Here is a 26,414-nt window from a genome sequence, read left to right as displayed (position 1 = left end):
CTCGTGCCCTCACCGACCCTTCGCCCGCCCACGCCGCTCCCGCCGCCGCCTGCTCCATCCCGCCGCCCTCCACGGGACGGGGACAAAGCAACCCGTGTGCCTGCTTGTGCTACCTGGGGAGTGGGGCGCGTACCCGTCCCGACACGTGGGAAGGGGCTCGGATGCCGGACGGACATCCCTGCGCCACCTGGCTTCTCGGGTGCTGAGACGGACTGTCAGAAGCGGGAGAGGGCGAAGAAGCCCTTGATCTTCTCGTTCGTCTCGCGGAGCCGTTCGCTCAGCGTGCGGACGAAGGTCCAGAGCAGCACGTACGCCAGGTCCTTGTCGGTGAACATCAGCTGGTCCAACCGGGAGCGCTCGATGACCCAGACGGAGCAGCTCACGTGGGCGATGGCGTCCGCCGAGCGCGGCGAATCCTCGATGACCGCCATCTCACCGAAATACTGGCCGGGTTCCAGGATGGCGAGCGCCTCCTCGCCGATTCCGGCCACGGACTTGGAGATGCGGACCTTGCCCTCGGCGATTACGAACATCTCCTGGCCGGTTTCCCCCTCATGGAACAGAAAGGCGCCCGCCGGGTAGGTCCGGGAGTGACCAATCTGGGCGACCTTGGCGAGCTGTCCCTGGGTCAAACCCTCGAACAGCGCAACCTTCTTGAGGACGGCGGCATCCATGAGGCCAGCTTCGTATCACGCGCCCGAGGCGCTCTGGTACCTTGGGGCCATCAACGAGATTTGGGAGGAGTCGTGGCGGAGGAGAAGATCAACAAGGTGACCATCATCGGCTCGGGGCCCGCGGGCTACACCGCGGCCATCTACGCCGCGCGCGCCAACCTGCAGCCGGTGGTGTTCGCCGGGGGCCCCACCCTGGAGCACCCGCAGCGGGTGCCGGGCGGCCAGCTCATGGTGACCACCGACGTGGAGAACTACCCGGGCTTTCCGGAGGCCATCACCGGCCCGGAGCTGATGGATCGCTTCCAGAAGCAGGCGGAGCGTTTCGGCACCACCATCCACATGGAGAACGTGGTGAAGGTGGACTTCTCCCAGCGCCCCTTCCTCATCCAGGGGGAGAGCATCAGCTACCGCTCGGAGACGGTCATCATCTCCACCGGCGCCACCGCCAAGTGGCTGGGCGTCAAGGGCGAGGACACCTACAAGAACCGCGGCGTCTCCGCGTGCGCCACCTGCGACGGTGCCTTCTTCAAGAAGCAGGACGTGCTGGTGGTGGGCGGCGGTGACACGGCGATGGAGGAGGCGACGTACCTGGCGAAAATCGTCAACCACGTCACCCTCATCCACCGCCGCGACACGCTGCGCGCCTCCAAGGTGATGCAGGAGCGCGCCCGCCAGAATCCGAAAATCTCCTTCATGTGGGACTCCGCGGTGGAGGAGGTCCTCGGCGACGCGAAGGGGATGAATGGCGCGGTGGTGCGCAACCTGAAGACGGGTGACAGCCAGCAGGTGAAGGCGACCGGCCTGTTCGTGGCCATTGGCCACACGCCCAACACGGAGCTGTTCCAGGGCGTGCTGGAGACGCACCAGGGCGGCTACCTCAAGACGGTGCCGGGCTCCACGCGCACCAACATCGAGGGCGTGTTCGCCTGCGGTGACGTGCAGGACCACTACTACCGCCAGGCCATCACCGCGGCGGGCACGGGCTGCATGGCCGCCATCGACGCCGAGCGCTGGCTCATCGAGCACGGCGAGTAGTCCACCCGCCCACGCGGGTCCGCTGAGCATTTCCAGGCCGGCCCCTTCCCGGGGCCGGCTTTTCCATTCCCGCGAAGGATGCAGCAATCCCCATGAGCTCGAAGCAGAAGACGGTGGCGGTGCACGCCGGGACGCGGCTGGCTGGAAGCAAGGCGGTGCCGGTGTCGCCGCCCATCTACCCGGCGGCGGTGAACTGGTTCGACAGCAGCGATGACCTGGACAGCGCCCTGGACGGGAAGGACTACGCCTACGCCCGAATCAGCGCGCCCAACACGACGTTGCTGGAAGAGGCGGTGGCCGCGCTGGAAGGCGCCGAGGACTGCGTGGCCTATGCCAGTGGCATGGCCGCGCTGCGCTCCGTCTTCGAGGCCCAGGGCTTCCGGGCGGGGGACACGCTGGTGATGCCGGCGGATGGCTACGGCGTCACGCGCGCGCTGTACAAGCGTCTGTGCGCCACGCTGGGCGTGGAGCTGCACGCGTTCCTGATGACGGACCCCCAGGTGCCCGAGCGCATCCGAGCGCTGAAGCCGCGCATGGTGCTGGCGGAGAGCATCTCCAATCCGCTGCTGCGCGTGCCCGACCTGCGCGTGCTGGCGCGGGCCTGCCAGGATGTGGGCGCGACGTTCGTGGTGGATGGCACCTTCCCGTCGCCCGTGGGACAGCGCGCGTTGGCGCTGGGCGCGGACTACGCGGTGCAGTCCACCAGCAAGTGGCTCAACGGGCACAGCGACGCGCTGGGCGGCACGGTGAGCGCCTCAGGTGAGCGGATGGCGCCACTGCGCGCCGCGCGGGTGCTGGCGGGTGACGTGCTGGGGCCCTTCGAGGCGTGGCTCACCCTGCGCGGCCTGCGCACGCTGCCGGTGCGCATGAAGGCGCATGTCGAGCACGCGGCGCATGTGGCGCGGCGCCTCGCGGAGTCGCCCCTGTTGGAGCGGGTCATCTACCCGGGGCTGACTTCGCACCCGGACCACGCCACCGCGCAGGAACTGCTGCTGGGCGGCGGCCCCATGGTGGCCTTTGAAATCAAGAGCGCGGGGCGGCCGGAGAGCATGCGCTTCCTGGAGGCGTTGAAGGTGGGGCGGCCCGGTCCTTCACTGGGGGATGTGTGCACGTTGGTGATGCACGCGGCCAGCGCCAGCGCGCGCCGGCTCACACCGGAGGAGCGGGAGGCCGCGGGCATCCGGGAGAATCTCATCCGCGTCTCCGTGGGGTTGGAGGACCCAGACGACATCGTGGATGACCTGCTCGCCGCAGTGGCCCAGGGGGTGCGCCGATGAAGATGGTGGACGTGGGGGAGAAGCCGAAGACGGGCCGCGTGGCCGTGGCCACCGCGCTGCTGCGGATGTTGCCCGACACGCGCGAGCGCATCCTGGCGGGGAAGGTGGAGAAGGGGGACGTGCTGGCCGCGGCGAGGCTCGCCGGCATCATGGCCGCCAAGCGCACGCCGGACTTCGTTCCGCTCTGTCACCCCATCGCGCTCTCGGGCGTGGAGGTGACGCTGGCGCCGGAGGACGCGGGGCTTCGGGTTCGCGTGCAGGTGAAGACGGTGGACCGCACCGGCGTGGAGATGGAGGCCCTCACCGCGGCCTGCGCGGCGGCGCTGACCGTCTATGACATGTGCAAGAGCGTGGACCGCGGCATGGTGCTGGACGCGGTGCAGTTGGAGCACAAGTCGGGCGGGCGCTCCGGCACGTGGCAGCGGGAGGAGGCCACGCCGGCTGAGGCGGCTGCGCCGCGACGCCGGACGCGCGCGAAGAAGGCCCGCTGAAGGGAGGCCTCCCCTGAAGCCGAGGCGCCCGTGCATTGGCGGACACAGGCGGGCTCGAGCCCCGCCTTCTGTCCGTCTCCACACGCCGCGAATGTGACGCCGTCCACGCGCAGGGCACGCTCGAACCCGAGGGGGCTCCCGGTGCGCGGGGAAGGCCCCCACGTTGCTCTTCAGTCCAGGCGGGCGCGAAGGACATGCGCCGGTTCGAGAGGTGGCGGGTGTTCGACCTGAGGGGCGTTCTGACGCTGCTGACGGCCCTGGGGGCCGCGGGCTGCGGTGCGCTCACGGAAGAGGGCGACGCGGCCGAGGTGTCGCAGCCCGTGGCGGACCGGGCCACCTGCGACGCACAGGCGGCCCAGCGCCGCTACGTGTCCGAGGACAGGAAGGAGTGCCAGGTCGTCTTCTTCGTCTGTGCCCGGGGTGAGTCGCCCTTCTTCGACGCCTGCGGCTGCGGCTGCTCGCGTCCCTGATTCACGGGCCTACTTCGACTCGCTGAGGAGGCGCTCCTGGAAGAAGGCGGCCACCACCAGCGAGTGGGAGATGTGTCCTTCCAGGATGAGGCGCGGCAGGTCGGCGCGCGGGTGCAGCTCCACGGCGATGTCCTCGCCCGCGTCCTGCCGCCCCTCGTGCTGCTTCACACAGTCGAGCGCGAGGAAGTTGAAGCACACGTTGCCCTGGAACGCGGGGTTGGGGTGCACCTGGCCCACCGGCACCAGGCGGCCCGGCACGTAGCCCGTCTCCTCTTCCAGCTCGCGCGCCGCGGCCCGCTCCGGCGCTTCGCCCGGCTCCACGATTCCACCGGGGAGCTCCAGGGTGGATGCCTCGACGCCGAAGCGGAACTGCCGCACCAGCACGAGCTGCGCGTCCGGCGTCACCGCGATGACGTTCACCCAGTCCGCGCAGTCGACGCGCACGCGCGGGTGTTCGTGGCCCGTGCGTGGGTCCGCCCACCAGTCCTCGCGCACCCGGGCGACGCTGAAGTCATGCTCCAGCCCTCGCCGCAGCCGGCGCCAGGGCTTCACCTCTCGAGCCACGTGAAAGTCCTTCCCTTCAGTTGAGCAGCGCGGCGCGCTCCCGCAGCTCGCGGGCCGTCATCTCCAGCCGCTCGCGGTCGGGGGCATCGGGCGAAAGCTCCAGGCAGCGCTCCACGTCCTTCAGCGCCGCGCGGTATGCCCCCAGGTTGCTGAGCAGCGCGGCACGGGTGCGCAGCTCGCCCGGGTGGTCCGGCGCCAGGAGCAGCAGCAGGTCCACCACCGCCAGCCCGCGCTCACAGTCCTCTCTGCCCAGGTACACGCGCCGCAGGTTGGACAGCATCCGGTACGTAATGAGCTCCACCGGCGCGGGCGCCAGCATGTTGCGGTCGAACTTGAGCTGCGGCGCCACGCGCTTGAGCAGCTCCTCGCAGCCGTGCTCGGTGAGGATGTCCCCTTGATGGAACGGGTCCATGACCAGCTTGTGGTCCCCCGCGTCATGCGCCACCAGGAAGTGGCCGGGGAAGGGGACGCCGTACAGGGAGATGCCCGCGCGGCGCGCCACCTCCAGGTAGACGACGGACAACGTAATCGGCAGCCCCAGCTTCCGCTCCAGCACCTGGTCCAGGAAGCTGTTCTCCGGGGAGTGGTAGTCGTCCTCGTTGCCGCGGAAGCCCTCGATGTCCGCCAGCACGTGGCGCAAGGCGCGCAGCGGCGCCAGGACCTCGCCCTTCTCGCTCAGCCGCTCCGCCTCCACCTGCACCCGGCACGCGAGCACGTCCAGCATGTGCAGGCACCCCGGGGCGTCCAGCAGGGGCTTGTCCAGCGTGGCGATGGCCAGCGCCGCCAGGTCCAGCCGCGGGGGCTCCGCGGCCAGGGCCGACACCAGCCGCTCCCGCGCCAACGGTGGGCTGAATCCAGGGGGAATGCTCACGGCGAGAACCAGTAACCCACGGGGGCCCGGACGGCAAAGGCAGGCGGCCGAGCGTCAGAATGCTGGAGGTTCAAGCGGCAGCCGTCCCTTGATTTCCGCCCGCAGGGCAATCTGGGCCGCAATCAGCCCGGACAGGATTCCATCCTCGAACTCAAATGTAGGATGTTCCTTGAGCTCCGGGAAGTCGTGGGAATTGCGCACCTCCTCCGGGGAGATGTTGGGCACGGCCTCGCGGGCCAGGCGCAGCACCTTGGCCTGCTGCTGGGAAATCATCTTCTCGAAGAGCTGGGTGGACAGCTGCAGCATCTCTTCGGCCATCTGCTCCGTCATCGTGTGTCTACTCCTGGGCGATGTCCCACTTGGCACGGCGGTAGCTGTAACGGAAAGCGGTGGCGTCCGCCTCCCTGGCGTTGCCTTCCGCCTCCCGGCCATCCAGGAAGGCCACGAAGTCCAGCTGCCGGTCCTCGCGTCCGTATTCCGCGTCGAAGAGGCGGACCAGCTCGTTGGCGGGCAGGGTGCGGCGGCCGGCCACGCTGACCAGGGGGATGCGCAGGCCCGTCATGTCGCCCGCGGGAGCGTAGGACTTCCACACCAGCTCCGTGCACACGAGCGTCCGGTCGGAGAAGAAGTCGAAGTCGAAGTCATACGGGCGGCCCTGGAAGGTGAAGGCGCGCACGATGGCGCGGGCCTTCTCCAGGCGGGACAGGCGCGGGCGCATGACGCCCAGGTAGTCCACGCGCATGCCGTGCTCCAGGCCGGTGAAGGACACGCCTTCGCTGATGGATTCGATGATGCGCAGGGGGTCGCCGTGCGCGTCGTTGCCGGTGTACTCGGCCCACTTGGCGGGGAAGGCGCGCGCCAGGTGCTGGGTGAGCGAGCCCGGTGCGCCGGGGAGGGTGGCCACCCAGGCCTTCACGTCCGCGTCCTCGTCGAAGTACGCCCCAAGCTGGGCGGGCGTGCCGATGAAGAGCTCCGCGTGTGGCCAGAATCCCGGCAGGCCGATGTTGGAGAGGTACCAGTTCTGCCGGGCGACCACGATGTCGCCGGGCTCCATCTTCTCCAGCAGGGACAGGGCCTGCTGGCGGGAGATGAGGGGCTGGCCCACGCGGCGCACGCGGGTGTCGCCCATCCAGGCCGCCACCGCGCGCTGTACGGGGAAGAAGGCGCGCTGCGCGGCGTCCGCCGTCAGGTCCACCGTGGCCTTGGCGAAGAGCGTGGCGCCGCGCCGGGTGAGCAGTCCCTTCGCCACCTTGCTGTTGTGCTTCATCTCCTGCAGCAGCCAGGGCACGCGCGGGGCGTCCAGCGCGCCGGCCTTCACCAGCAGCGGGCGGAGCTGTTCCTTGTAGCCATCCCCCGTGAGCAGCTGGGTGCTGGTGGAGACGTGGATGGCCTTGTCCTTGAACCGGGCGAAGGCGCGCGCGGGCAGGCCGTACTCGGGCGCGGGCTCGTCCAGCAGCACCTCGAGCTGCTTCTTGCCCAGGGTGAGCTCCGCGTAGGTGAGGCCGTGGGCCAGCTCCGTGGTGAGCGCGCCGTGGGTGAGGAGGAAGCCCCAGGCGTGCTTCTTCGGATGCGCGTGGGCGGGCACCTTCACGAAGTCCCAGTAGCGCTGGCGGATGACCTCCACGGACACGAAGTAGTCGAAGAAGGCCGCCCAGGTGCTGAGCAGCAACTGCTTCTGGTCCGGCGTGTACGGCACGCTCTGCTTCTGCTGGTACACGGCGCGCGACTGCTTCACGGCCTCCTGCAGCCCGCGCAGGCCCCGGACGTGGCGCTCCAGCAGCGCGAGGTCGGTCTGGGCCTGGGCGACAAAGGCTGCTTCGTCCAGGGCGAAGACGTCATGGACGGGCGGTGGGGCGGCGACGGGCGTACTGGCGAGCGTGAGCCAGGCAAGCAGCAGGGGCGCGGCGGTCATGGGGTGTGGGACTCCTGCGAGGAATGCGTCGCGGGACGACACCTTAGCCGGGAAGGGGCCAGGGCGGCTGTCCCCCTGCCTGGACAGGGGCTGGGACGGGGGCGCCCCGGGTGGTCCCGCGCCCCGGCCATCCCCACGTTGTCCTTGCACACGAACGCACCGGTGCCGGGGCCAGCGCGCCCCGGCAGAAAGGCAGACAGACGATGGCTTATGGACTCGCGGAGGATCCAGCGCTCTCCATCACCCCGCACCTCGACGCGGTGGAGTACCCCGTCGAACGGGAGCAACTGGCGGCGGCTGCCGCTGACGCAGGCGCCCCCCCCGACGTCATCAACCTCTTCAAGTGCCTGCCGCGCCGCGAGTACGCCACCCGCGAGGCCGTGCAGCGGGACCTCTCCGAGGCCTCCCGTCGCTCCGCCCTGGGGGGCTCGAGGGACGACGATGACGGGGTGAACCGGGACCGCCGCAACATCGGGCGGGACGCCGTGGAGGATGCACCGGACGGCCAGACGCGTCATCCGTGAACCGGTGGGCGTTGGGGCGGGGAGGCCTGGTGGAAGCGCTCGCGGGCGCGGGCGCTTTCTGCCAGCGTGTGACGGCGCATGCGTCCCGGCCCCCTGACGTCCAGTCTCCTCCTGTCACTGACCGCCATTGCCTGCAGCCACAAGGCGCCGCTCTCCGTGTCGCCTTCGGAGCCGCGGCCGGCGTCGGTGCGACTGGACTTCCAGCCCCCCGTGGACCGCCTACTCACGGAGACGCAGCGCAGCGTGCGCTCGGTGGAGCGGCGGGGTGACACCCTTCGCGAGGAAGTGGAGCTGACCACGCAGACGCGCTTCACGCCCTCCGAAGGGGGCTGGCTGCTGGCGCAGACGGTGCCGCGCTCGCGCCTGACGCGCAATGGACAGGAGGTCCCCACCGGCGTGGCGGACGTGCTGGCGCGCTTCACGCTGCAGGCGTGGCTGGCGGCGGATGGCACCTTCGTGAAGCTGGTGGCCCCCGAAGCCGCGCAGGAGGCGCTCCGCCAGGTGGCGCCCGCGGGCACGGAGGCGGGCGTGCTGGAGCGCTTCTTCGAACCCGAGGCCCTGGAGACGCGGGCGCGGCGTGAGTGGGAGGTGAAGTTCGCCGGCCTCTTCCAGCGCAACCTCGTGGAGGGCCAGCAGAGCTGGGTGGTGGACCTGGTGCCCGTGGGGGACAGCCAGGTGGCCTACGTGCTGGAGCGCACGGTCCAGGGCACGCGGGATACGCCGCTGGGAGACGCGGTGGTGCTGGGGCTGCGCTGCCTGGACGCGGTGCCGGAGGATGCGCCGGACGCGCTGTGGGAGGCGTGGGTGATGGCGGGCCGGCCGGAGCTGACGCCGGGCGTGGCTTGCGAGGGAGAACAGCTGGTGGGCCGGGGGCGCTTCATGCCCGTGAGCCGCCAACTCACGGTGCGGGCGACGGTGGCGGGCGAAGCGTGGACTGTCACGACGGAGTCCCGGGCAGAGGGGCTCCAGGAGGAGGCGCGATGAGCTGGGAGCAGAACCTCATCGAGGACGAAGCGGGTGTGGAGCGCGTGGTGAAGAGCGCCCGGCGGGTGGCGGTGCTGGGCATCAAGACGGAGCAGCAGTCAGGGCAGCCGGCCTACTACGTGCCGGACTACCTGGCGCGCTCGGGCGTGGAGGTGGTGCCCGTGCCCGTCTACTATCCGGACGTGACGCACATCCTGGGCAAGCCGGTGTTCCGGCGGCTGACGGACGTACCCGGCGACCTGGACCTGGTGGACGTGTTCCGCCGGCCGCAGGACATCGACGGGCACGTGGACGAGCTCATCGCCAAGAAGCCGAAGGCGGTGTGGTTCCAGTCCGGCATCCGCAACGACGCCGCGGCGGAGAAGCTGGCGAAGGCGGGCATCCAGGTGGTGCAGGACCGCTGTCTGATGGTGGACCACCGCCGCTACGGCGAGCGGTAGTCACTTCGCCGCCAGGAAACGCACCCCCACCCGTCCTGACGCGGAAGGTGGGGGCGTGCCGGGAATCCGGCTCAGTAGTCGCCCGCGATGACCTTGGGCAGGACCTTGGCCAGGTCCGGCAGCGGGCCAATCTGGCGCGTGTTCGCGGGTTGCGGCGTGCCGTTGGCGCGCAGCAGCGAGCGCATCTGCGTGCTGGTCAGACGTCGCCCGTTGGCCAGGGCCACGCCCTGCGCGCTGGCGGCGGCGCCCACCACGATGGGGGACGCGCTGGAGGTGCCGCTGAAGCTGGACGTGTAGAACTGGTCCTCGCCATAGCTGGCGCCGAACACGTTGCCGTAGCCCATGGTGTAGACGCGCTCACCCCAGCCGTGCACGTCCACGCGGGTGCCGAAGTTCGTCCAGCACATGGGCAAGCGCGTCGTGGCCGTACTGCCACCCACGAAGATGGCCCCCGAGTCCCGGGTGTTGCGGTTGAACGCGCTCCCGTACGCGGGCGCATCCAGGTCTGCGCTGCCGTTGCCCGCCGCTTCCACGACGATGACGCCGTTGGCGGTGGCCGTCTTGATGGCGTCGTAGTTGGCCTGCCAGTACTCCATCGCGATGTAGTCGCACTGGGAGGTGTTGCACGAGCACGCCGTGCCGTCCGAGGGGCCGCGGGCGTGCAGCTCGACGAGGACGATGCCACCCAGCCCCGCTGCCGTGGCCGCCTTGGTGATGGCGCTCGCCGTGCTCTGGGCCCCGATGGACTCGTAGCCCGCCTTGGCCTGGTGCGCGATGCCCGTCACGCCATAGGCGTTGCGCGCGCCCACGATTTCACCCAGCACCGCCGTGCCGTGGTCGCGCCAGCTCCGGTCGGTGTACTGGGTGCCGCCCATGTGGAAGAGGTCAGGCATGTCCTCGTGCGTGGTGCGCCACCCGCCCTCGATGTCCACCACCTTCACGTTCTGCCCCTGGCCGCCAAGGACCGTCCACGCGTACTTCGCGTCGATGCCGCCAGGCGCGGCGTTGAGGTAGCCCTGGTTGCTCTCGTAGAGCGGTGTGACGGGGGGGAGGTCCGCCGCGGCCAGCAGGCTGCGCACCGCCGCGTCCATGCCGAAGTCCACCATGGCCGGCTCGGGGGGCGGCTCGGCGTAGGCCACCTCGACACCGTCCAGGCCGTTGAGCGCGGCGACCAGGTCGGCCACGCGCTCGGACGTGGTGCCCGGCATCAGGGGGACTTCGAAGTACAGGTTCAGGTCCGCCAGCTGCTCACCGCTCTGGCGCTCCCCGGAGGCCTTGCGCGCCTCCATCGTGGACTCGGCTTCGTCGAACAGGCGGGCCACGGCGCCAATGCGGGGCGCGCGCTCCAGCAGCGACGTCACATGGTCCAGGTCCGCCTCCAGGCGCGCGTCGCCCAGCCCACGTCCGGCCAGCAGCGAGCGCTCCGCGGCGTCCCGTTCCGAAGACAGGGCCACCAACTGCTGGTCGCGCAGGCGCACCCGGCTGCCTTCGTGGAACTTCACCACGATGCGCTCCACGTAGGTGTCCCCGGCCAGCTCGCGGCCGGTGGGCTTGGCGGCGAGCGCGCGCGGCTTCAGGGACTTCGCGGGCGGCGCCGCCACCGCTGAGGGGGCGAAGGCGAGCACGGACAGGGACAGCATCGCGTACCGCAGGGGGCGCATCGACAGGAGCGACGACATCGGCATGGACAGCCTCCACATCGGAAGGGGGGACGGCCGTGGCCCGGGTCCACTTGCACAGTGGACGGGTTCACACGGGCATCTTGCATTTCGGGTCTGTCTCGAAATGAGGAGCCAGCCTCCGTGTGCGTCCGGAAACCGACATCGGCGTGCCCTGTTGGAGGAGACGCGCGCCCGCGTCGACGGCGTGCGTCACTGGCGAGGGAGCGTCTCTCATGGAATTGTGGCTCCGCCCTGGAACCGGCGTTTCGCCGCGGTGGGGGACAAGGGCGGTCTTCCGTCCTGGGAGCATCGGTCGATGCGGGTCGCAGGCGCGTTGGGGCAGGGGCTGCTGGTGGCCTTCCGGTTGATGGGCGTGGGGCTTTGGGGCGCGCTGAAAGGCGGAGCGCTCTTCGGTCTGGTGGGGTTGGCGGTGGGCGCGGCCACCTACGCGCTGCCCCGGTGGCTGGGTGTTCCGCCCGCGCCCACGTGGCTCGTCATTCTGAGCGCGGTGTTGCCGCCGCTGGCCTTGTCGGTGGCGGGTGGCTACGCGTTCATGCTGCTGGCGGTGTCGGGGCGGTTGGCCGATGAAGCCCGGGAGCGCGGCGTGGTGGCCCGCGTCTATGCCGTGTTCAAGCCCGTCACGGTGCAGGTGGCGCGGCGGCTCCAAGGCTCGGGCTCACTGTCGTGCGAGGAGTTGTCGCGCGTCGTGAACGAGTCGATGAGCGAGCATCTGCGGCAGGCCGAGCAGGCCCGGGGTGAAGCGCCGTCCTCGCGCATGGTGGAGGTGGAGCGCTTCCTCATGGAGCAGTCCCGCCGCGTCCTGGGCGTGCTGGCGTTGCGCGCCGTCGTCTCCGCGCCGGACACCGCCACCGCGGTGCGGAACCTGGAGACGCTGGGCATCGAGCGCGTGGAGATGACGCTGGTGGAGACACTGGAGGACCTCTTCTTCCTCCAGGTACTGCTGGCCTTCGGGGCGGGCGTGCTCGTGGCGGCCACGCCCGCGCTGCTCATGGTGTGGATGCGCTGAGGCTCACCACTCCGCCTGCGCGAAGGGCACCGGAGGCCGCGCCAGGGCGCGCTCGGCGGCCAGCTTCGCCTGGTCCAGCGCGTCGAAGCCGCGCTCCATGGTGGTGGGAGATACGGGCGGCAGGTTGGAGACGACGACGTAGACGGGCACCTGCTTCTGCTCCAGCACGGTGAGCTGGAGGCGGAAGTGGTCCTGGCGCAGCGCCGCGGAGCCTGCGGCCAGCCCCTGCGCGTACGCCATGGGGCCGCCCACCACCTTGCGCGTCTTGCTGGGCAGGTAGTGCACGAGGATGGCGTCCAGCTCCTTGCCCGCGGCGCTCTCGTGCAGCGACAGCGCGGGCGCCTTGTCCACCAGGCCGCCGTCCCAGTACAGGCTGCCCTCCAGGGGCACCGCGCGGAACAGGCCGGGGTAGGCGCACGTCGCGTGGACGCGCGGGGCCAGCTCGCCCGAGGTGAACACATCGTGGCTGCCCAGCGTGAGGTTGGCGCCCACCAGCAGGAGCGGGTGTGGCAGCTCCTCGAAGGTGCGCACCGGCAGCGTGGCATCCAGCAGCTTGCGGAAGCGCTCACCCTTGAGCAGGCCCGTCAGGCCGTGTCCCGCCGCGTCCGCGTTGAGCACCGCGCCAATGGGGTCCGGGTCCCAGAAGTTGGCGCGCGTCTGGCGCAGCACCAGCTCCTCCACGTCACGGACCGGCGTGCCCGCGGCGGCGTAGGCCGCCACCATTCCGCCCGCGGATGTGCCCGCGTAGGCATGAGGACTGAGGCCCGCGGCGGCCAGTCCCTTGAGGAAGCCCGCGTGACCGTAGAAGCCGAAATATCCAGCGGAGAGGACGAGTCCGAAGCGCTTGCCGGCGAGCAGCTCGTGAAGGGTCGGGGTGTGGGTGGGAGTCGCCATGCTTCGCCCTGTACGCGACTGTCGGGGCACAGGCAACGCGTCGCGTCTAGAGAGTGCTGGCCTTGTGCTCGGCATCGACATATGTTGATGCAGCGATATGGAAGAGCTGTCCCAGTCATTCAGGGTGCTCGGAGACCCGACGCGGCTGCGCATCCTCCGGTTGGTGGCAGAGGCCCCGTTGAATGTGACGGAGCTGGTGTCCCTGGTGGGCGTGGCGCAGTCCTCCGTGTCCCATCACCTGGGCAAGCTGAAGGGCCTGGGCCTGCTGCGCGAGGAGCGCCACGCGGGCTACAGCTACTACTCGCTGGCCCTGGAGCAGGCGGACGGCCGCTGGCCGCTCATCCAGATGGCGCGGCAGGCGGAGGACGCGGCGGGGGACTCGGCGCGGCTGAAGGATTTGTTGCGGGCGCGCGAGGACCGGCAGGCCCTCAACGAGCGGCTGCTGGAGCCGGGGCAGTCGTGGTTCCTGTGGGCAGGCGCGCTGGCGTCGCTGCTGCCGCCCCTGGAGGTGGCCGACTTCGGCTGCGGCACCGGCGTGCTGAGCGTGGCCATCGCCCGTTGGGCGCGGCGCGTGTGGGCCATTGACCAGAACGCGGACGCGCTGGACCAGGCGCGGGAGCGGGCGGGCCGCGAGGGCCTGGAGAACATCCGCTTCCTCCGCGAGGACCTGCACCGGCTGTCGCTCGCGTCCGGCAGCCTGGACCTGGTGGTGATTTCGCAGAGCCTCCACCACGTGGAGGAGCCGCAGGCGGTGCTGGCCGAGTCCGCCCGCCTGCTCAAGCCGGGCGGCCGGCTGGTGCTGTTGGAGTTGATGCCGCACGAGGAGCGCTGGGTGCTGGAGCGGCTGGGCCACCGGCACCTGGGCTTCGCGCCTGAATCCCTCGAAGCCGCGCTGCGCGAGGCCGGCTTCACGTCCCTGACCCGGGAGACGCACGCCCGGGACGGGGCCAGCCCCTTTCGTGTCTTCCTGCTGACTGGAGTCAAACCGTCATGACGAGCCCTGTCCCCGCTGCCCTCCCGCTGCCTCCTGGTGAGAACGGCCGTCGCGTGGAGGCCCTGCGCGCCGCGATGCGTGAGCGCGTGCTGGTGCTGGATGGCGCCATGGGCACGCTGCTCCAGAACGAGGACCTCAAGGCGGCGGACTTCGGTGGCCCGGAGTACGAGGGGTGCAACGAGCACCTCGTCCTCACGCGCCCCGAGCTGGTGGAGTCCATCCACGCGCGCTACTTCGAGGCCGGCGCGGACGTGACGGAGACGGACAGCTTCGGCGGCACGCCGCTGGTGCTGGCGGAGTTCGGCCTGGGCCACAAGGCGCTCGAAATCAACGAGGTCTCCGCCCGGCTGGCGCGCAACGCCGCCGCCGCCGCCGAGGCGAAGGACGGCCGCATGCGCTGGGTGGCGGGCTCCATTGGCCCCACGACCAAGGCCATCAGCGTCACCGGCGGCGTCACCTTCGAGGAACTGGTGGACAACTTCGCGGTGCAGGCCGAAGGGCTCGCGCTGGGGGGCTCGGACTACCTGCTGATTGAGACGGCGCAGGACACCCGCAACGTGAAGGCGGCGCTGCTGGGCGCCGAGCGCGCGTTCCAGAAGCTGGGCTACGCGCTGCCGGTGGCGGTGTCCGGCACGATTGAGCCCATGGGCACCATGCTGGCCGGGCAGAGCGTGGAGAGCCTGGCCGCGTCGCTGGAGCACACGGACCTGCTGTACCTGGGCCTCAACTGCGCCACGGGCCCGGACTTCATGACGGACCACCTGCGCTCGCTGGCGTCGATGAGCGCGTTCCCCGTGTCGTGCGTGCCCAACGCGGGCCTGCCGGACGAGAACGGCAAGTACCTGGAGACGCCGGAGATGCTGGCGCGCTCCGTGCGGCGCTTCTGTGAGCAGGGCTGGCTCAACGTGGTGGGGGGGTGCTGTGGCACGCACGCGGGGCACATCGAGACGATGGCCAAGGCGGTGCAGGGGCTGAAGCCGCGCGCGGGCTCGCCGCGTCCCAGGGCCTCGCTGTCGGGCGTGGACTACCTGGAGGTGACGGACGAGCAGCGCCCCCTCATCGTGGGCGAGCGCACCAACGTCATCGGCAGCAAGAAGTTCAAGGAGCTCATCGTCGCCGGCCAGTTCGACGACGCGTCGGAGATTGCGCGCGCGCAGGTGAAGCGGGGCGCGCAGGTCATCGACATCTGCCTGGCCAACCCGGACCGCGACGAACTCGAGGACATGCGCAACTTCCTGGAGGCGGTCATCAAGAAGGTGCGCGTCCCCTTGATGATTGACTCCACCGACGAGCGCGTCATCGAGATGGCGCTCACCTACAGCCAGGGCAAGGCCATCATCAACTCGGTCAACCTGGAGGACGGCGAGGAGCGCTTCGAGAAGGTGGTGCCGCTGGCGCGCCGCTTCGGCGCGGCCCTGGTGGTGGGCTGCATCGACGAGGTGGGCATGGCCGTCACGCGCCAGCGCAAGCTGGAGGTGGCGGAGCGCTCGTACGAGTTGCTGACGAAGAAGTACGGCATGAAGCCGGAGGACCTGTACTTCGACCCGCTCGTGTTCCCCTGTGCCACGGGGGACGCGCAGTACATCGGCAGCGGCGTGGAGACGATTGAAGGCGTGCGCCTCATCAAGCAGCGCTTCCCGCGCTGCAAGACGGTGCTGGGCATCTCCAACGTGTCCTTCGGTTTGCCCGCCGCGGGCCGCGAGGTGCTCAACTCCGTCTTCCTGTACCACAACGTCCAGGCGGGCCTGGACATGGCGCTGGTCAACTCGGAGAAGTTGGAGCGCTACCCGTCGCTCCCCGAGGAAGAGCGCAAGCTGTCCGAGGACCTGCTCTACAACCGCGGCGCGGACCCGGTGACGCCCTTCGCGGCGGCCTTCCGTGAGCGCAAGGCCGCGCGGGTCCAGGTGAGCACGCTGCCACTGGAGGAGCGGCTCCAGCGCTACATCATCGAGGGCACGCGTGACGGCCTCACCGCGGACCTGGAAGCGGCCATGCAGAAGTACACGCCGCTGGAGATCATCAACGGCCCGCTGATGAAGGGCATGGACGAGGTGGGCCGCCTCTTCGGCGCCAACGAGCTGATTGTCGCGGAGGTGCTCCAGAGCGCCGAGTCCATGAAGGCCGCGGTGGGCTTCCTGGAGCCGCACATGAGCAAGGCCCAGGCGGCCATGCGCGGCAAGGTGGTGCTCGCCACGGTGAAGGGCGACGTGCACGACATCGGGAAGAACCTGGTGGAAATCATCCTGGCCAACAACGGCTTCCACATCGTGAATCTGGGTATCAAGGTGCCCCCCGAGCAGTTGGTGCAGGCCGTGCGCGAGCACCAGCCGGACATCCTGGGACTGTCGGGCCTGCTGGTGAAGAGCGCGCACCAGATGGTGGCCACCGCGGAGGACCTGAAGCGGGCGGGCGTGGACGTGCCGATTCTGGTGGGCGGCGCCGCGCTCAGCCGCAACTTCGTGGACCGCAACATCGCCCCGGCCTACGGCGCCGGCACGGTGGCCTACGCGCAGGACGCGATGAACGGGCTCGAGCTGGCCAAGCAGATTGTCGACCCGTCCTCACACGAGAAGCTGCGCGGCGAGCTGGCCGTCCGCCGGGAGAAGCTGGCGCGCGAGGTGAAGGAGCGGCCGGCCCCGGCGGCGGTGGTGACGCGCGGGCGCAGCGCCGAGGTGAAGGTGTTGGACGCCGTGCCGACCGCGCCGGACTGGGAGCGGCACGTGCTGACCAACACGCCGCTGGACCACATCTGGAAGTTCATCAACCCGGTGATGCTGTACGGGCGGCACCTGGGCCTGCGCTCCTCAGCGCGTGTGCTGGGGACGCCGGCCGAGGCGGAGCTGGTGAAGACGGAGGAGGGGCGCAAGGCGCTGGCCCTCAAGGAGGCCGTGGAGGAGCTGAAGGGCTTCCTGCGCGGCGGCCTCATGCAGGCCCGCGCGGTCTTCCAGTTCTACAAGGCGGGCAGTGACGGCAACCGGGTGGTGCTCTTCGACGGCGCGTCCGGCAAGGAGGCCGCGTCCTTCGACTTCCCGCGCCAGGACCGCGAAGGCGGCCTGTGCCTGGCGGACTACCTGCGCCCGCTGGAGGGCGGCGCGCCGACGGACAACGTGGCCATGTTCGTCGTCACCGCGGGCTCCGGCATCCGCGAGCTGTCCGAGGAGCTGAAGGCGAAGGGCGAGTTCCTGAAGATGCACGCGGTGCAGGCGCTGGCGCTGGAGACGGCGGAGGGCTACGCGGAGCTGCTGCACACGCAGCTGCGCAGCATGTGGGGCACGCCGGACCGGCAGGACATGACGATGCTGGAGCGCTTCCGCGCGGAGTACGTGGGCAAGCGCTACTCCTTCGGCTACCCGGCCTGTCCCCGGCTGGAGGACCAGTCGAAGCTGTTCGCGGCGCTGCGGCCGGAGGACATCGGCGTGCAGCTCACGGACGGCTCCATGATGGAGCCGGAGGCCTCGGTGTCCGCCATCGTCTTCCACCATCCGCAGGCGTCGTACTTCTCCGTGACGTGACGGCTCGGAAGTGAATGCTGGCAGTTCGTCCCGCCGCGCAGGCAATGCTCGCCCGCGGCGGGACGCCAGGCGTCGCCGCCGCAATCCTTCGCTCGCCGAGGCTCCGCCGTGCGGAGCGGTGTAAGGGGTTGCACGGATGTCGCTGCTCGGACGGCAGGCAAAGACTCTCAGGATTGGCGTAAGGGTTTTCATCTAGCGCCTCTGGGATGGGGTGTATGTTTTCAGGGCGCCTGGAAGCCATGAATCCATATCATCTCAATCTGGCAGAAAAAGAGTTGAAGGCATTGATTGCGGGTTCACTATCGGTATGATGCCGACCGTTCCTGCAGTTCAGTTGAATGGGGGCGCCTCGAGCGCCCTTGAGGGGGGAGACACCGCCGTGAGACTCCAGGCGAAGCGCTGTCATTTCCGTCGCACCGTCAGGAGCGCATCCGCTCCTGGCCGGGCCGCGAGGTCGTGGACCCTCCAACGGCCGGGTGCCGCCTAGCACGTCCGCTTCTTCCAGCGGAACCCACGCAATCACACGCAAAGTTCCAGGCATTGCCCGCTGGCGGTTCGCGAGGAGCCTGTTCTTCTCACGCGTTCGCGGGATTGCCAGCGCAGAAAACCGCTCCCGGAGCATGGCAGTGGGGCCGTGTGCCCATGGCACGGGTGCGGGCGACAGTCCCTGTCGTCATCACGTTCTCGGCGACAGGGGACGTGAGTCTTTCCAATCAGGAGGATGCATGAAGAAGACATTTCTGCCGACGCTCGCGGTTGCCTTCGGAATTGCCACACAGGCCACGGCGGCGTGGGTGCCCAGTCACTATCGTTGCGCGTTCGACCAGCTCACCTCGGACCAGGCGCGCGGCCGTCAGTCCTGGGCGAAGCGGTGGGCAGACGCGGACCCGTACAACATCTCGACCGGGAAGGATCAGCGCTTCTGGGCCACCGTCTACAACCAGGACGCGCAGGACGCCCTCAACCTGTACAACACCCATGTCTATCCGGTGTATGTGGATCCGAACACGGGCTATGAGCCCTGGCGCGGCCCCGGCGCGCTTGGCACTGACACCGCGGCCCTCACCGGCAACCAGATTGACGCGCTGAACCACCTCGTGAAGCCCGTGCATATCGTCATGGACGGCGTCTGCGAGCCGGGCTGCTACACCCCGGACCAGAAGGTGCTCTTCCAGGATGGCTACGTTCCCATCCAGAAGGCGCAGGAGGCTGGCGCCGCCGAGCTCGTCACGCTCTCCCCGGATGCCTCGTTCGGCAACCTGCGCACGATGCCGAACACGGTGGAGCGCTACACCCTGGACCGTGACGCCGTCCAGCAGGACATCCTCGTCTTCCGCACGCGGTCGGGGGGCAGCCTGTCCGTGACGCTCGAGCACCCGCTCGTCACCGCGGAGGGCTCGATGAAGAAGGCCAAGGACTTCGTCGCCGGAGAGCACCTGGTCCGGCAGGACGGCACGACGGACGAAATCACCGGCATCCAGCAACAGGCGTGGTTCGGCAAGGTCTACAACCTGCGCCCCGTCACCCACGACCTGACCTCGAACATCCTCGTGGCCGAGGGCTACCTCAACGGCTCCGGGCGATTCCAGAGCGAGTACGTGGAGGAGCTCAACCGCCTCATCCTCCGCGTCAACGTCCCGGATGAGCTCATCCCGTAAGGGGTGACTCCTCCCTGAATCCCAGGCAGCCCGGACCGGGCCCCCGGCAGACGCGGGGCTCCGTCCTCCCTGATTCACAGACGCGAGGTCCACCGAAGATGGCCCGTTTCCCTTTCATGCCCAGAACAGTCCTACCCCTCATCGGCGCCCTGGCGCTGGCGGCGGCGTTTGTCTTCTGGCTGCTGCTCCCGGAGCCGTCTTCCGTGCCGCCATCCGCCCCGCCCGTCGCGGCGGTGCCCGAACCTCGTCACGTCCCGGCGCCCGCCACCGTGCCCACGCCGCGCCCGGGACTGGCTCAGGGGGCCACCATCCTGGTCAACACGCCGCTCGCGCCGGCCTCGGGCCCGGTGCCAGCCGCGCTCGCGCGGCCTGGCTCTCCGCTGGATGCGGTTCGCCAGCGCGTCATGGCCGCGAACCCGGACCTGGCGCAGTTCCGTCATCTGCAACGCAAGGTGTTGCGCAAGGGTGACGAGCAGGCGTCGCTCCAATCCCTCTTCAAGGACCGGGAAGTCATTGATGCCGCGAAGGCGGACCTGCTGGCCACCGGGGAGCGGACCTTCTCCGAGGATGCGCAGTTCCGGCGGCTCTACCAGGTGGAGTTCCTGGGCTCCGCGCTCGAGTGGAAGGACAACCCGGAGCGCCCCGCGCTGCTCAACGACATCGAGGAGCTGCTGCGCGCCGACAACCTGAACCCTGACATGGAGCTCGAGCTGCGCCGCTCCCTGTCGGGCGACAAGGTCGAGCTGTTCATGATTCTCCTGCACAACGACCGGGCGCGGGCCGAGTCCATGCTGCAGGGCCTGCATGGCTCCCGCCTGGGCGCGCTGCTCGAGCACGCCCGGACCCGTTACGACGCGCTCTGGGCGCTCGCCGCGAAACAGCCATGACACCCGGCGCCCCCACCGTAGGTCTCCGCATGTCCCGCCGCTCCTTCCCCCTCTGGCTGCTGCCAGCGCTCGTGGCGTGCCAGTCCCCCGCGCCCTTCGAGGGACCCCTCACGCCCTCCGAACATCCCGTCCTCATCGGCGGCGGGGGATGCCTTTCCCCCTCCTGGAGAATCATCCAGTTCGGCAGCCCTGGTGATGACGTGGCGGTGGACGTCGGGCTCGACGCCGACTGCCACATCTTCGTGGCGGGCACCACGTTGGGCGTGCTGGAGGAGGAGAGCCTCACGCGAGGCCAGTTCCAGGACGCCTTCGTGGCCAGCCTGGACGTCACGGCCCAGCCCCGGTGGCTGCGTCAGTACGGCTCGGCGTGGGACGACACCGTGAAGGGCCTCGCCGTCTCTCCCCAGGGCGAAACCTATGTGGTGGGCAGCACGCCCTCGGCGATGCCGGGCGCCTTCAACCTCGGTCAGGGGGATGCCTTCGCCATCAAGCACGATGCTGGAGGCGCGCTGGAGTGGCTCGTCCAACGCGGCTCCGTCCAGGAAGACACCGGGCTCGGTGTTGCCCTTTCGCGGGACGGCCGCCACGTCTTTCTCGCGGGCGGGTCGATGGAGAAGCCCGACGTGAGCTTCGACATGCGCGTCGAGGTGCTGGACGCGCGGGATGGGATGGGGCTCGAGACGCGGCGCCATGGGACGGACGGGCATGACCGGGCGGAGGCTGTCGCCGTCAGCGCGGATGGCTCCGTCGTGCTGGTGGGCGCCACGCTAGGTGGATTCGCCTCGGCGAACGCGGGCTCGTTCGACACCGTCCTCGCCCACCTCGACCCCGCGCTGGGATTGACGTGGGCGCGGCAGCCGGCCACCCCCGACATCGACGCGGGGCTGAAGGTCGTCATCGCGCCGGATGGCTCCATCCTCATGCTGGCGCTCTCCTTCAGCGACCTGGCCACGGGCCGCGCGGAGAACGACGGCATCTCCTCCGCCTTCCTCCTCAAGTACGACCCGCTGGGGCGCCTGCACTGGGTCCAGCGCATCGGCTCCCCCCGTGAGCTCCACCGCGCGACGGGGCTCGCGGTGGACGAACACGGCGCCATCTACGTCGCCGGAGGGACGCACGGCGCCATGGACGGTCCCAACCAGGGGGGCCGGGACGCCTTCGTCGTGAAGTACGACGCCCACGGAACGCGCCTGTGGGCGCGACAGCTGGGCACCCCGGGCATGGATGAGGCCCATGCCGTCGCGCTCACCCGCGCGGGGGATGTCGTCATCGCTGGCTACACCACGGGCCGTCTCGGCGGAGCCCATGCCGGAGGCCAGGACGTCTTCGTCGCCCGCTTCAACAGCCGCGGGCAGCAGTAATCAACCAAGGAGCCGTTTCATGCACGGAAGAACTGGAAGGCGGAAGAGCTCGGTTTCGCAGCTGTTCGTCGCAGTGCTCGCCCTGACAATGGCGCTCCCCGCGAGCGCGGCGGATGGACTCGAGCTCAAGCCCCGGCCACTGGCACGCAAGGGCGTGGTGGAGCTGCGGCGCAACGTGGAGATTCCGCGCGTCGTCGTGAAGTTCCACGAAGGCACCCGCGTTCGCCTGCGCGGAGAGCAGCTCGTCGCGCTGTCCGAGACGCGCGGCGCGCGCGAGCTGGGGCAGTTGAGCCAGCGGGGCCTGACGGGTCCGTCCGTGGCGGCGGACATGGCCGCCGTGGCCTCGCTCGTCGCCGCCGACCCGCATGCACGCGGGCTGGGCCGGATGTTCACCGCCGACGAGAAGCTGCTCGACACGCGCAAGTTCGCGACGGAGACCCTCAGCGGTCAGGAGGTCGCCGACCTGAACCTCTACTTCGAGGTTCCCATCCGCCCCGGCACCACCTTCGAGCAAGTCAGGGACCTGGTGGAGAAACTCGACGCGCTGCCGAGCGTGGAGACCGCCTACGCGGAGCCCGCCGCGGAGCCCGCCGCGGTCAACTGGCCCAACTTCCTCACGCCGATGCTGCTGAAGGCCGGCCCGAACCTCCAGGGTGAGCAGGGCTACCTGGGCGCCGCGCCCACTGGCATCGACGCGCACTACGCGTGGACGGTGGCGGGTGGCAGCGGGGCGAACGTCAAGGTCGTGGACGTGGAAGGCGGCTGGCGGACCACCCACGAGGACATGCCTGGCCTCTTCCACCAGGGTGGCACCCAGTTCAACGACCTGAGCTGGCGCAACCACGGCACCGCCGTGCTGGGTGAAATCGTGGGCGTGTCCAATGGCTTCGGCGTGACGGGTATCGCCCACGCCGCCCGGGCGGGCTACGAGTCCATCGGCGCTCAGAGCGCGGCCAGCGCCATCGCCAATGCCGCGGTCGCCGCGGGCGCTGGTGGCGTCGTCCTCATCGAGCTGCACCGCCAGGGGCCGCCCAACAGCACGCCGTGCACCTGCAACTTCGGTCAGTGCGACTACATCGCCATGGAGTACTGGCAGGCGGAGTTCGACGCCATCGTCCAGGCCACCTTGAATGGCGTCGTGGTCGTCGAGGCCGCGGGCAATGGCAGCTCCAACCTGGATGACGCCGCCTACAACAACGCCTTCAACCGCGACGTGCGCGACTCGGGCGCCATCGTCGTCGCGGCCGGCTCCTCGCAGGGCCGCGCGCCGATGTGCTGGACGAACTACGGAAGCCGCCCCGACGTCCACGGATGGGGCGAGAACGTCGTCACCCTGGGCTACGGCGATCGCTTCAATGGCGGCACGGAGAACACCTATTACACCGCCACCTTCAGCGGGACCTCCAGCGCCTCGCCCATCATCACCGGCGCCGCCGCCTCCCTCCAGGGCGCGCTCCAGGCCCGCGGCCGGTTCCCGCTGAGCCCGCTGGCCTTGCGTGACGTGCTCTCCAGCACCGGTAGCGCCCAGGCCCCGGATGCCCGCCGCATCGGCCCTCGTCCCAACCTGCGCGCCGCGCTCAACCGCCTGGGCATCTTCTAGGCCCCGGCGCTCGTGAACCCCGCCCTGGAGTGGAGCACCGCTCCAGGGCACCGGCCCCTTCCCGAAGGGGCCGGGCCCCGGGCCGTTCCCTCTTCTTGGGCGTAGACCCCTTCAAGGACCTCAGATGCCACGTTCTCCAAGAAGCACGGCAGGGATTGGCGTGGGCGTCGCCTGTGTTGCCGCCGCGCTGCTCTTCGCGCTCTGGAACGGTGCGGGTCGGGCTCCAGCCCCGCCGCCAGAGGCACCACCTCCGGCCCCCTCCGTCACGGCGTCCGTTCCCCCCGCGCCACCCGCCGCGCAGCCCCTCGTGGAGCCGCCCGCGGAGGATGCCACGCCGGTGGTCATCTCCGAGCCGGCCGCGCCGGGCGAGGCCGTGGGGCAGCGCCGCCCGCGGTTCCGGGTGGACGACTTGAGGGATGAGATGATGGCCAGCAACCCCGACCTGGCCCAGTTCCGGACGCTGCAGCGCAAGGTGCTTCTCAAGCCAGAGGAGCGGGAGCAACTGCGCGGCATCTACAAGGACCGCGCACGGATTGAAGTGGCGCGGCAGGACCTGTTGGCTGAAAGCGAACAGACCTACAGCGACGACAACCAATTCCGCCGGATGTACCGGGTCGAGTATCTGGGGATGGCGCTCGAATGGAAGGACAATCCCGAGCGGGCGCATCTGCTCGATACCGTCGAATCGCTCGTGATGGCACGCAATATCCGCTCCACCCAGGACCCGGACGTGCGGCGCTCGCTGTCGGGAGACAAGGTGGAGATGATGATGATTCTCCTCCACAACGACCGGGCCCGAGCGGAGCAGTTGCTGGCGCAGTCTCGAGGCACCCCATACGAACCCCTGCTCGAGTACGCCCGCGTCAGGTTTGACGCGCTCTGGGCGCTCGCGCGTCAACAGCAGACATCGAATCCCTGAGGTCGCTCCACCATGTCCAGCATCCCGCGTTGCTCCATCCTCGTAGGTCTCCTCTCGCTCGGTTGTGGTTGTCACGCGTCGTCCTCCGAACCGGGCGCGGCCGAGCCCATCCTCAGCCAATTCCAGACGGACGGTTGCGGGAACCCTCTCACGGGGGAAGTGCTCGTTCAGTTCGGGTCCGAAGCGGACGACCAGGCGGTGGCGCTCGGGCGTGACGCCGAGGGCAACGTCTACCTCGCGGGCAACACGGGTGGTGCCTTCGGAGAGCCGGGAGAGCAGGGGGGCGGGCAGGATGTCTTCCTGGCGAAGCTCTCCTCGCTCCTGCAGTTCAACTGGGTTCACCAGTTCGGTTCGCCGGGCGAGGACTCCGCTCGGGACCTGGTCGTCACGAGCGAGGGACAGGCGCACGTCGTCGGCATCACGCAAGACTCGCTCCCGGGGCAGCTCTCCGCCGGTGGCGCGGACGTCTTCGTGGCCCGGTATGACAGCCAGGGGCATCGCTCCTGGCTCGTCCAGCACGGCACACGGGAGGAGGACTACGGCCTCTCCGCCGCGCTCCGTCCGAACGGACGGATTGGCATCGCGGGGGCCACGCTGGAGGCGCCGGCCAATGGCTTCGACGTCACGTTGCTCCAGATTGACGACCAGGGCCAGCAGGCCCAAAGGGATGTCTTCGGCTCCCTGAACCAGGCCCATGACCGCGGCGAGGGAATCGCCGTGTCACCGAGCGGGAGGACCTGGGTCGTCGGCTCGACCCAGGGCCGCCTGGCCGCTCAACCCAAGGGCTCCACGGACCTCTTCATCCGCCAGTTCGACGGTGCCCAGAACCTGGAGTGGACCGCCCAGGTGGGAACGCCAGACATCGACGCGGCCATCGCGGTCGCCCAGGACGGGAACGATCGCATCTACGTGCTCGCAATCTCCTACAGCGACCTGACCCAGCCCAACGCCTTCGAGAACGACGGCATCCCCAACGCCTTCCTGATGCGCTACTCGACGTCGGGCGAGCACAAGTGGACGCGCCGCATCGGTCCGGCCAGCCACCTGAGCCTGGCCACCGGGCTCACCGTCGACAGCGCGGGCCATGCCTATGTCGCGGGCTGGACGGCCGGTGCGATGACGGACACGGCCAATCAGGGCGGGCTCGATGCGTTCGTCGCCCGGTTCGACAGGTCGGGCACCCAGGACCGCGCATGGCAGTGGGGGACGGACGCGGACGACCAGTTGCGCGATGTGGTGATGACCAGCTCAGGAATGGCTCTGGGGTGGGGAACGACCCGAGGAAACCTGGGGGCACCCAACCAGGGCGGACAGGACGTGTTCGTCGTCCAGTTCGCGACGAGCCCGTAGCAGGCCGTTCTTCAACCAACCATCAGGGGGTAAGACATGAAGAAGACCATCTTCGCGGTCATCAGTTCGCTGACGATGTCGTCGTCAGCCTTCGCCGCGTGGGCGCCCAACGAATATCGCTGCACGTTCGACCAGCTCTCCGCGGATCAGGCCGAGGGCCGCCAGCGTTGGGCGAAGCGCTGGCAGCAGCAGAACCCCTACGGCATCACGACGTGGGGAGGCCTGGACCATAACTACTGGCACTCGAGTTACACGCTGGAGGCCAACCAGGCCGTGGCCATGGGCTATTGGCTGTACCCCGTCTACGTGGACCCAGACAACATGTACACGCCCTGGAAGGGACCGGGCGCGTATGGGACGCCGACGGCGTCGTACACGGGCGCGCAAATCCAGAACAACGTCCCCTATACCTTCAAGCCCACGAACATCCAGATGGATGGCGTGTGCGAGCCGGGTTGCTACACGCCGGACCAGAAAATCCTCCTGTCCGACGGCGCCATGGGCATCCGCGAGGCCCTGGAGTCCGGGCGCACGGACCTGGTGACGCTCTCGCCCGAGGCGTCGTTCTCCGCCGTCGAACTCCTGGACAACAAGGTCGAGCACTACACGCTGGACCGTGATGCCACGAAGCAGGAAATCCTCACCTTCCGCACCCGCTCCGGCGGAGAGCTGCGTGTCACCACCGAGCACCCGCTCGTCACGCCGGACGGCACGCTCAAGCGGGCCCGTGAACTCGGGGTGGGTGACAGCCTCGTGGACCGCCACGGGCAGGCGGACGAAATCGTCTCCCTGGACACGAAGTGGGAGTACACCCGCGCCTACAACGTGCGGCCGGTGACGACGGACCTCACGTCCAACATCATCATCGCCCAGGGCTACCTCAATGGCTCGCAGCGCTTCCAGAGCGAGTACGTCGACGAGATGAACCGGATGATTCTGCGCAGCAACGTGCCGGAAGTCCTCGTCCCCGCGGGCGAGTAGCCGCATCCCTGCCGCCGGAGCGCTTGTCCTGTCGCTCCGGTGGCCCGCTGTTCACAAACCCTGTCCCCAGCCATCCGGTCCCGTCTGATTCTGGCGGGCACCGGATTTTGTCGTGTCCACAGCAGGATTTCACCGAGGTCGAATCATGACAATGTCATCATTGATGAAAGACAGACGCACCCTGGGACTGGCCGTCCTCACCGCCTTCTGTGGCTCGCTTGGAGCCGCGAGCGCGGCCCCAGCCGGCGGGCCTGAGGGGAGGCAGGAGGAACTCGTCATGGTCGAGGAGTTCCCCGATGACGGCGGTGGTGGCGGTGGTGGCGGTGGC

24 protein-coding genes are annotated in these 26,414 nt (G+C 69.5%); 17 read left to right on the top strand and 7 right to left on the bottom strand.

Features of this window, described 5'->3' with window-relative positions; genetic code table 11:
- Nucleotides 1–215 precede the first annotated feature (215 nt).
- Nucleotides 216–674, bottom strand: a complete 459-nt coding sequence (locus FL344_RS32340) for a Crp/Fnr family transcriptional regulator (RefSeq protein ID WP_141621235.1) — start codon at nucleotides 672–674, stop codon at nucleotides 216–218.
- 72 nt (nucleotides 675–746) lie between these two features.
- Here FL344_RS32340 and trxB point away from each other — a divergent pair, with 72 nt between their 5' ends.
- From trxB to FL344_RS32320, 4 genes are all read left to right on the top strand, one after another.
- A complete protein-coding gene (gene trxB / locus FL344_RS32335) occupies nucleotides 747–1,709 on the top strand; it encodes a thioredoxin-disulfide reductase (RefSeq protein ID WP_141593368.1) in 963 nt (320 codons plus the stop codon).
- 92 nt (nucleotides 1,710–1,801) lie between these two features.
- Nucleotides 1,802–2,986 (top strand): PLP-dependent aspartate aminotransferase family protein, encoded by a 1,185-nt coding sequence (locus FL344_RS32330; protein ID WP_141621234.1) that lies wholly within the window; start codon nucleotides 1,802–1,804, stop codon nucleotides 2,984–2,986.
- The gene (gene moaC, locus FL344_RS32325) at nucleotides 2,983–3,477 is read left to right on the top strand and encodes a cyclic pyranopterin monophosphate synthase MoaC (RefSeq protein WP_090491924.1); all 495 of its coding nucleotides are present in this window, start codon (nucleotides 2,983–2,985) and stop codon (nucleotides 3,475–3,477) included. The genes FL344_RS32330 and moaC overlap by 4 nt, the downstream gene beginning before the upstream one ends.
- Before the next feature lie 194 nt (nucleotides 3,478–3,671).
- A complete protein-coding gene (locus FL344_RS32320) occupies nucleotides 3,672–3,947 on the top strand; it encodes a hypothetical protein (RefSeq protein ID WP_228565531.1) in 276 nt (91 codons plus the stop codon).
- 9 nt (nucleotides 3,948–3,956) lie between these two features.
- Here the strand turns inward: FL344_RS32320 and FL344_RS32315 are convergent, their stop codons facing one another.
- The 4 genes from FL344_RS32315 to FL344_RS32300 all read right to left on the bottom strand — a co-directional run bounded on the left by FL344_RS32315 (nucleotide 3,957) and on the right by FL344_RS32300 (nucleotide 7,294).
- A complete protein-coding gene (locus FL344_RS32315; RefSeq protein WP_141621233.1) occupies nucleotides 3,957–4,511 on the bottom strand; it encodes an NUDIX hydrolase in 555 nt (184 codons plus the stop codon).
- A gap of 16 nt (nucleotides 4,512–4,527) precedes the next feature.
- The gene (locus FL344_RS32310; RefSeq protein WP_141593371.1) at nucleotides 4,528–5,352 is read right to left on the bottom strand and encodes a SirB1 family protein; all 825 of its coding nucleotides are present in this window, start codon (nucleotides 5,350–5,352) and stop codon (nucleotides 4,528–4,530) included.
- 84 nt (nucleotides 5,353–5,436) lie between these two features.
- Nucleotides 5,437–5,712, bottom strand: a complete 276-nt coding sequence (locus FL344_RS32305; protein ID WP_090491927.1) for a hypothetical protein — start codon at nucleotides 5,710–5,712, stop codon at nucleotides 5,437–5,439.
- A gap of 7 nt (nucleotides 5,713–5,719) precedes the next feature.
- Nucleotides 5,720–7,294 carry a YiiX/YebB-like N1pC/P60 family cysteine hydrolase gene (locus tag FL344_RS32300; RefSeq protein WP_194863333.1) on the bottom strand — a complete coding sequence of 525 codons (1,575 nt, stop codon included), beginning with the start codon at nucleotides 7,292–7,294 and terminating at the stop codon, nucleotides 5,720–5,722.
- Nucleotides 7,295–7,497: 203 nt separating this feature from the next.
- Here FL344_RS32300 and FL344_RS32295 point away from each other — a divergent pair, with 203 nt between their 5' ends.
- The 3 genes from FL344_RS32295 (at nucleotide 7,498) to FL344_RS32285 (ending at nucleotide 9,242) form a co-directional block, all read left to right on the top strand.
- Nucleotides 7,498–7,818: a DUF2795 domain-containing protein gene (locus FL344_RS32295; protein WP_026114192.1), complete on the top strand. Its 321-nt coding sequence runs from the start codon at nucleotides 7,498–7,500 to the stop codon at nucleotides 7,816–7,818.
- 78 nt (nucleotides 7,819–7,896) lie between these two features.
- Entirely contained in the window at nucleotides 7,897–8,802 is a 906-nt protein-coding gene (locus FL344_RS32290; RefSeq protein ID WP_141621230.1) for a hypothetical protein, read from the top strand.
- Nucleotides 8,799–9,242 (top strand): CoA-binding protein, encoded by a 444-nt coding sequence (locus FL344_RS32285; RefSeq protein WP_011552056.1) that lies wholly within the window; start codon nucleotides 8,799–8,801, stop codon nucleotides 9,240–9,242. The genes FL344_RS32290 and FL344_RS32285 overlap by 4 nt, the downstream gene beginning before the upstream one ends.
- A gap of 71 nt (nucleotides 9,243–9,313) precedes the next feature.
- Here the strand turns inward: FL344_RS32285 and FL344_RS32280 are convergent, their stop codons facing one another.
- Complete coding sequence (locus FL344_RS32280) at nucleotides 9,314–10,927, bottom strand: S8 family peptidase (protein WP_228565530.1); 1,614 nt, start codon at nucleotides 10,925–10,927, stop codon at nucleotides 9,314–9,316.
- 292 nt (nucleotides 10,928–11,219) lie between these two features.
- Here FL344_RS32280 and FL344_RS32275 point away from each other — a divergent pair, with 292 nt between their 5' ends.
- Complete coding sequence (locus tag FL344_RS32275; protein ID WP_228565529.1) at nucleotides 11,220–11,930, top strand: hypothetical protein; 711 nt, start codon at nucleotides 11,220–11,222, stop codon at nucleotides 11,928–11,930.
- Nucleotides 11,931–11,933: 3 nt separating this feature from the next.
- Here FL344_RS32275 and FL344_RS32270 read toward each other — a convergent pair whose 3' ends face one another.
- Nucleotides 11,934–12,824, bottom strand: a complete 891-nt coding sequence (locus FL344_RS32270) for a patatin-like phospholipase family protein (RefSeq protein ID WP_194858604.1) — start codon at nucleotides 12,822–12,824, stop codon at nucleotides 11,934–11,936.
- A gap of 97 nt (nucleotides 12,825–12,921) precedes the next feature.
- On the opposite strand from FL344_RS32270, the gene FL344_RS32265 reads away from it, so the two are divergent.
- The 9 genes from FL344_RS32265 to FL344_RS32225 all read left to right on the top strand — a co-directional run bounded on the left by FL344_RS32265 (nucleotide 12,922) and on the right by FL344_RS32225 (nucleotide 26,086).
- Nucleotides 12,922–13,818, top strand: a complete 897-nt coding sequence (locus FL344_RS32265) for a metalloregulator ArsR/SmtB family transcription factor (protein ID WP_141593360.1) — start codon at nucleotides 12,922–12,924, stop codon at nucleotides 13,816–13,818.
- Nucleotides 13,815–17,330 (top strand): methionine synthase, encoded by a 3,516-nt coding sequence (gene metH / locus FL344_RS32260; RefSeq protein WP_141621226.1) that lies wholly within the window; start codon nucleotides 13,815–13,817, stop codon nucleotides 17,328–17,330. Before FL344_RS32265 ends, metH begins: the two co-directional genes overlap by 4 nt.
- Nucleotides 17,331–18,055: 725 nt before the next feature.
- Nucleotides 18,056–18,988 carry a Hint domain-containing protein gene (locus FL344_RS32255; protein ID WP_141621225.1) on the top strand — a complete coding sequence of 311 codons (933 nt, stop codon included), beginning with the start codon at nucleotides 18,056–18,058 and terminating at the stop codon, nucleotides 18,986–18,988.
- 116 nt (nucleotides 18,989–19,104) lie between these two features.
- Nucleotides 19,105–19,875: a hypothetical protein gene (locus tag FL344_RS32250; protein ID WP_141593357.1), complete on the top strand. Its 771-nt coding sequence runs from the start codon at nucleotides 19,105–19,107 to the stop codon at nucleotides 19,873–19,875.
- A gap of 29 nt (nucleotides 19,876–19,904) precedes the next feature.
- Nucleotides 19,905–21,236 (top strand): hypothetical protein, encoded by a 1,332-nt coding sequence (locus tag FL344_RS32245; RefSeq protein WP_141621224.1) that lies wholly within the window; start codon nucleotides 19,905–19,907, stop codon nucleotides 21,234–21,236.
- Nucleotides 21,237–21,309: 73 nt separating this feature from the next.
- A complete protein-coding gene (locus FL344_RS32240; protein WP_228565528.1) occupies nucleotides 21,310–22,836 on the top strand; it encodes a S8 family peptidase in 1,527 nt (508 codons plus the stop codon).
- Between the two features lie 307 nt (nucleotides 22,837–23,143).
- The gene (locus FL344_RS32235; RefSeq protein ID WP_194863332.1) at nucleotides 23,144–23,755 is read left to right on the top strand and encodes a hypothetical protein; all 612 of its coding nucleotides are present in this window, start codon (nucleotides 23,144–23,146) and stop codon (nucleotides 23,753–23,755) included.
- A 12-nt stretch (nucleotides 23,756–23,767) separates the two neighbouring features.
- Nucleotides 23,768–25,105, top strand: a complete 1,338-nt coding sequence (locus FL344_RS32230) for a hypothetical protein (RefSeq protein WP_141621221.1) — start codon at nucleotides 23,768–23,770, stop codon at nucleotides 25,103–25,105.
- A gap of 36 nt (nucleotides 25,106–25,141) precedes the next feature.
- A complete protein-coding gene (locus FL344_RS32225; protein WP_141593352.1) occupies nucleotides 25,142–26,086 on the top strand; it encodes a Hint domain-containing protein in 945 nt (314 codons plus the stop codon).
- Nucleotides 26,087–26,414 lie beyond the last annotated feature (328 nt).

Origin of the sequence: Myxococcus sp. AB036A (assembly GCF_006547355.1) — a bacterium.
Classification (GTDB): Bacteria; Myxococcota; Myxococcia; order Myxococcales; family Myxococcaceae; genus Myxococcus; species Myxococcus virescens.
The sequence above is the reverse complement of the archived record's forward strand: the minus strand, read 5'-3'. Positions and strand labels throughout refer to the sequence as shown.